The organism is Streptomyces sp. NPDC054840, from assembly GCF_053611065.1.
The window spans coordinates 1-5,628 of sequence record NZ_JBSGZP010000492.1; the positions used below are offsets into that span (position 1 = coordinate 1).

Here is a 5,628-nt window from a genome sequence, read left to right on the forward strand (position 1 = left end):
CTGCGGACACGACCCTCAGGTCGCCGGCCAGGCATGCCTACTTGAGAGCGGCGAACGCCTTGGTGAAGGCCAGCGGCTGCTGGAGGATCGAACTGCACGTCGCGTCGGCGTGATTGACGGCTCCGGCGGCGCACTGCTTGTCCCGTGTGGAGGACCACATGGCCAGCCTGCCGATCCCCTTCGAGGCGGCGAACTGTACGAGCTGCGTCGCGTCCTCCACCGTGAAGATCTCGCTCGCGACATCGTTCACGCCGATCATCGGCGTGACGGCCACGGCCTTCCACGCCGCCGCGTCGGACAGCCCGAGCACGCCCTTGATCTGCGCCTGCGTGGCCGTCGCGGCCTGGATCGCGTACAGCCCCATGTCCCCGCTGTACGCCGGACCGTAGTCCATCGCCATGATGTTGACGGCGTCGACCCGTACACCGTTCTTCTTGGCGTCGGCCAGCAGCGCCACGCCCGGCTGGGTCAGACCCTCGGGCATCACGGGCAGGGTGAAGGCGACGTCCAGGCCGGGGTGGGATTTCTGCAACCGGGCGATGGCCTGCGCGCGGCGCGCGTTCGCGGCGGTGTCCGGCAGGGCGGCCCCCTCGATGTCGAAGTCGACCTTGGTGAGCCGGTACTGGTCGACGACTTTCCCGTAAGCGGCGGCCAGCTCCTCCACGGTGGCGCAGTTCAAAGCCAGTTCGTGACCGGCGGCCCCGCCGAACGACACCCGGACGTCGCCGCCGGTGGCGCGCAGCGCACCGATCTGGGCGGCGACCTTGTCGTTCGCGAGATCCGTGACCCCTCCCCACAGCGGTGCGCAGCCGCCGCCGGAGGTGATGAAGGCGAGATGGAACTCCTTCACACCGGTCTTCGCCGCGGTGTCGAGCAGGTCGTACGCGGGGTACAGGGAGGTGTCCACGTACGGGGCGAAGCGCGCGCCGGCGCCCCCGGGGGCGGGAGTGGGGGTGGGGGCGGTCGCAGTGGGGGAGGGCGACGTGGTCCCGGTGGGCGCGGCGGACGTGGCGGGCGCGGTGGGGGCCGGGCTCGCCGTCACCGTGGGCCGGGCGGTGGGACGCCCGCTGGGCTGGGCCGTGGCGCCCTGGTCCACGGAGCACTTCACCCCGTTGATCAGACACCCGGTGGGGTCGCCGAGGGTGCCGGCTCCGCTCGCGACGAAGCCGACGGTGACGGAGGCCCCCGCCGCCAGCTGTCCGTTCCAGCTCGCGGGCTTCACGGTCACGCGGCGGCCGGAGACCGTGTGGGTGCCGTTCCAGAGTGAGTCGATCTTCGTACCCGCCGGCAGGTCGAACTGGAGGGTCCAGTCCGACTGCGCCGTCCCGGTGCTGTTGGTGATGACGTACTGGCCGGTGTAACCACCGCTCCAGGAGGTGGACTTCGTGTACACGGCGCCGACCGAGCTCGCCTGCGCGATCCCGGTGAAGGCGAAGGCCGCCCCGCCGATCACCGCCGCCGTCACGATCGCGCCCGTGACCTTCGCCGTACGACTCGTCCTGCGCCGGTGCCCGACTGTGCTGCCCATCGCGTGCCTGCCTTTGTATTACTGGGGAGTTGGGGATCCGGCAGCACGTTAGCCGCACCGAAACGGACATTCGTTCGTTTCGGTGCGGCCCTGATGAGTCTTAGGTTCCACTTAAGGCAGGGACAAGCGTCACCTCAGGAACCGGGAACCACCGTCGGCGATGACGTCGACCACGACGCGGCTGTTGTCCTCGAAGCGCGGCGTGCAGACCGGGTCGAGCCGCAGCAGGAAGTCGAGGCCTTCACGGCAGGATCCGACAGGGATCTCCCGGGTATGGCGACGCCCTTCCGATCGCCGCGGAGCACCGAGACCATGAGGGTCGACGCGGAAGCTGCCAGGCGTCTCGATCGACCGGCCCCCATTCGAGCGCCGCCGTGCAGGTGTAGCCGTCCATTCAGGTATGGCGAAGAGGGCGTCCGCGTCCGGCCCTACCGTCGCCAACCCGGGCTAGGACATGTCCCGTTCTTAGCATCAGAGGTCAACAATTCTCTCGGTCGCCACCCGGCCGACTAGAAAGGAGCGCATCGGACCGAACCCGGCGCCGACGGGGTTGATGAACCCGTCGTCGGAATATGGCGAAGGTGGTGATGTGCATGCGTGAGTGCAGCAGGATCCAAGCGATCGCGGTCAGATCGCTCACGGTAATTCCGAGTTGTGGACCTCTCTCCTGACAGGCCGGCGATGCTGATACCGATGCTGTTCTCCCCGGCGCTCGCTTCACCCGACGAGTACCGATCCCTGACGTCGACCATCCGGTCCAAGGCGGAAGACGCGCAGGGATTCTTCGGCGGGGCCGGGCGCAAGGAGGGCGAAATGCCCTACCTCCCTCTCCATGTCCAACTGCGCGGTCTGTTCGTCGAGCTCTACATCGAACTCCGCCCCCGCAATACGAGCCTCCGGATCGTCGGCTTCCGGAACATTTTCGAGAACGGCCAGGCCCCGCCCGAAGCGTACGTCCGCCACGTGCGGGACTCGGTCGCGCCGCCGGGCTTGCGCCGAACGGAAGCCCTGCCGTTCGGCGGAGGCCGCGCCGACCTGGAGACGGCCGCCGCCGTCCGGCGTTCTGGGATCCTGCTCGGGCGCCGGCCCTTGAGCAACGCGGTCATCCGACTGCACCAGAACCGCGATCCGCGGAGCACCGCTCACGGATTGCTCGTACTCTCGGAAATGCTGTGTGAGGCCGCCCGATATCCCGCCCTGGCCGATGCGATGTCACGCATATGGATGACCGGAGGGCGCCTCTGAGGGCTGAGCCGTCATCCCAGCGGGCTTGATCCGCACCTGTCGCCCGCAATTCCAGGACACCGCTGATCCATTCGCATGGGGGCATCGAGGAAGAACGGCGAGCCCCTCTTCAGGAGCCGTGAGTGGCGTCGATGACGCAGAACCGGTTGCCCTCGGGGTCGGCCAGCACCACGAAGTCCGGGTCCTTGGGGTAGGAATCCCAGTCGACGTGCCGCGCGCCCAGGGAGACCAGCCGCGCCACCTCCGCCGTCTGCTCGGCCGCGTCCGCCGCGTACAGGTCGAGGTGGACGCGCGGCCGTTCCTGTACGGGCGTGACGCTACGCCCGAGCGCCAGGCCCGGACCGCCGCCGTCGGCCGGGACCAGGACGGTCCAGCCTTCGTCCACCTGGCCGTCGCGGGGTACGTACCCCAGCGCCCGGCTCCAGAAGTCCGCGGCCCGCCGCACGTCCGCGGCTCCCATGACGATCGTTCCGAGGGTCAGCATGATCCGATTCTGGCAAACCCGATTCTGGCAAACCCGACTCCGGCAAACCCGGACAGCCCTCAGGGTGCCGCGGTCCGCTCGATCGCGACCATCGCCGCGTCGTCGTCCAGAGTATTGCCGGCCGCGTGCGCCAGCAGGTCCTCGCACACCCGGTCCAGCAGTGCTTGCGGCCGCAGACCCGGCCATGCGGTCACGCGCCGCGCCAGCGGGTAGAAGGCGCCCGCCCGGTCGCGTGCCTCCAGCACGCCGTCCGTGTAGAGGAGCAGGACGTCCCCCTCGGCGAAGGCGAAGGTCTGCGCGGTGACCGACGATGTCACGAGCCCCGCGAGCCCCAGCGGTGGCGCGGGCCGGTCCACCTCCAGCTGCTCGGCGCCGCCGGCGCGCAGCACGAGGAGCGGCGGCGGATGGCCGCAGCTGACGAGGTGCACCACCGGCTCGGCGTCGGGGATCTCCAGGACGGCCGCGGTCACGAAACTCTCGCCCTCGTCCCCGGCACCGTCCAGGTCCGCGGAGACCGCCGCCTCCAGGTAGTCCACCAGGCCCGACAGCCCGGCCTCCTGGTGGGCGGAGGCCCGGAAAGCGCCCAGGACGAGCGCGGCGTCCCCGACGGCCTCCAGCCCCTTCCCCCGCACATCGCCGATGATCAGCCGCGTGCCGGTGGCCGTCCGGGCGGCGGCGTACAGGTCGCCGCCGATCTGGGCCTCGGCCGCGGCGGCCAGGTACACGGAGGCGACACCCAGCGGGCCGATCCGGTCGGGCAGCGGCCGCAGGACCACCTCCTGGGCGGTCTCCGCCACCGAGCGCAGCTGGGTCACCTCCTTCTCGTGCACCACGCGCAGGTGGGCGAAGAAGGTCGCGAACACCGAGATCATCACGAGCGCGATGATCTGGAAGGTGTGGTTCAGATCGGTCAGGCTGGTGCGCGCCATCGCGACCACCACCTGGGCCAGTACGGCGACCACACCGACGAAGGCCGTCATCCGGGGCCCCGCGAACGACGCGGTCACGGCCGGTGCGGCGGCCAGGAACGGTCCGAGGTGCACCTCGGGCGGAGCGAGCACGTCGACCGTCGTCACCAGGGCGATCAGCGCGAACGGGACCGCCACCTGCGCCCGGCTCACCTTGGGGGACCGGTGGTGACGCGGGTGCGACGGAGGCCGGAGATCCATCCCCCCTGCATACACCGCGAAGCGAGCCGTAGCCCCGAAGCCAGGCCGTCGCGGGCGGCCGGCGCCACTTCGCGGACGTGACCTACGGGCGACGGCGGGGCTTGCCGCCCTTTCCGCCCTGGGGACCGCCGGCGGCACCGCGGGGGTTCTTGCCGGCCGGCTTCCCGGACGACGACTTCCCGGCCCCCGGCTTCCGCTGAGCGCCGCCACCCTTACCCGTTTCCGGGCGCTTGCGCTTCTCCTTGGGCTGCGGCGGGGTCGGTGCGCGCCCCCGCGTGCTGTTCACGGTCCGGCCGCGGACGATCCCGATGAACTCCTCTACCAGATCGGTGGTCTCCTCCTGGGGCCACGACAGCGCGATCCGCGAGGCGGGCGCGTCCGAGACGGGCCGGTAGGTCAGGTCCTTGCGGTGGTGCAGGCGGGCGAGCGACTGCGGGACGACGAGCACGCCCACACCGGCGGCAACCAGCTCGATGGCGTCAGCCGTCGTCTCGGGGCGCTCGATCGCCGGCTTGCCCGGGAGCTGCTCCCAGGCCAGGGTGTCGTCGAGCGGGTGGAACACGACCTCGTCGGCGAGATCCTCGGTGGACACCTCTTCCGCCGCGGCCACGAGGTGATCCTTGGGGACCACGACCACCGTGGTCTCGGTGTAGAGGGGGATCGCGCTGAGATCGTCACGGTCGACCGGCAGCCGCACGAATCCGGCATCGGCGCCGCCCGCCCGCAGCACGCCGAACGCCTCGATCGGGGACACGGCGACCAGGGTCAGCGGGACGTCGGGCAGCCGCTCGTTCCAGATACGCACCCACTTGCTGGGTGTCACCCCCGGGACATAAGCGAGCCGGAACGAATGGGGTACTTCCGAGCCTGTCACCCCGCAAGGTTACCGGTCGTGGTCGGAGGTAGCGCACACGCTCGATACTCTTGACACCATGACGTCGCACCAGAACACCCAGACGATGAAGCCCGCGACCGCGGCGAAGAAGCTGGGCGTGTACCTCGAGGCCACCCCCGCAGAGTTCCAGGAGGGTGTCGTCTCGCGCAGCGAATTGAGTGCGCTCCAGGCCGACCCGCCCCAGTGGCTGCAGGAGCTGCGCGCCAACGGTCCGCACCCCCGACCGGTGGTGGCGGCCAAGCTCGGCGTGTCCATCGCCGGCCTCGCCCGCGGCGGGGTCACCGAGCCCCTCACCACGGAGCAGATC

6 protein-coding genes are annotated in these 5,628 nt (G+C 70.4%); 2 read left to right on the forward strand and 4 right to left on the reverse strand.

Annotation, left to right across the window (positions count from 1 at the left end; all coding sequences use genetic code 11):
* Nucleotides 1-37 precede the first annotated feature (37 nt).
* Nucleotides 38-1,528, reverse strand: coding sequence for a cellulose binding domain-containing protein (locus ACWGIU_RS27675; protein WP_453710214.1), 1,491 nt, complete (start codon nucleotides 1,526-1,528; stop codon nucleotides 38-40).
* Nucleotides 1,529-2,221: 693 nt separating this feature from the next.
* Between ACWGIU_RS27675 and ACWGIU_RS27680 the strand changes: the two genes are divergently transcribed.
* A complete protein-coding gene (locus ACWGIU_RS27680; RefSeq protein ID WP_453710216.1) occupies nucleotides 2,222-2,773 on the forward strand; it encodes a ribosome-inactivating family protein in 552 nt (183 codons plus the stop codon).
* A 109-nt stretch (nucleotides 2,774-2,882) separates the two neighbouring features.
* On the opposite strand, the gene ACWGIU_RS27685 is transcribed toward ACWGIU_RS27680, so the two are convergent.
* The 3 genes from ACWGIU_RS27685 to ACWGIU_RS27695 form a co-directional block, all read right to left on the reverse strand.
* On the reverse strand, nucleotides 2,883-3,257 hold the full coding sequence (locus ACWGIU_RS27685) for a VOC family protein (RefSeq protein ID WP_453710218.1): 375 nt from the start codon (nucleotides 3,255-3,257) through the stop codon (nucleotides 2,883-2,885).
* A gap of 59 nt (nucleotides 3,258-3,316) precedes the next feature.
* Complete coding sequence (locus ACWGIU_RS27690; RefSeq protein ID WP_453710220.1) at nucleotides 3,317-4,426, reverse strand: PP2C family protein-serine/threonine phosphatase; 1,110 nt, start codon at nucleotides 4,424-4,426, stop codon at nucleotides 3,317-3,319.
* A gap of 82 nt (nucleotides 4,427-4,508) precedes the next feature.
* Nucleotides 4,509-5,300 (reverse strand): LysR substrate-binding domain-containing protein, encoded by a 792-nt coding sequence (locus ACWGIU_RS27695; RefSeq protein ID WP_453710222.1) that lies wholly within the window; start codon nucleotides 5,298-5,300, stop codon nucleotides 4,509-4,511.
* Between the two features lie 58 nt (nucleotides 5,301-5,358).
* Between ACWGIU_RS27695 and ACWGIU_RS27700 the strand changes: the two genes are divergently transcribed.
* On the forward strand, nucleotides 5,359-5,628 hold a 270-nt coding region (locus ACWGIU_RS27700; protein WP_453710224.1), incomplete at its 3' end, for a DUF5997 family protein.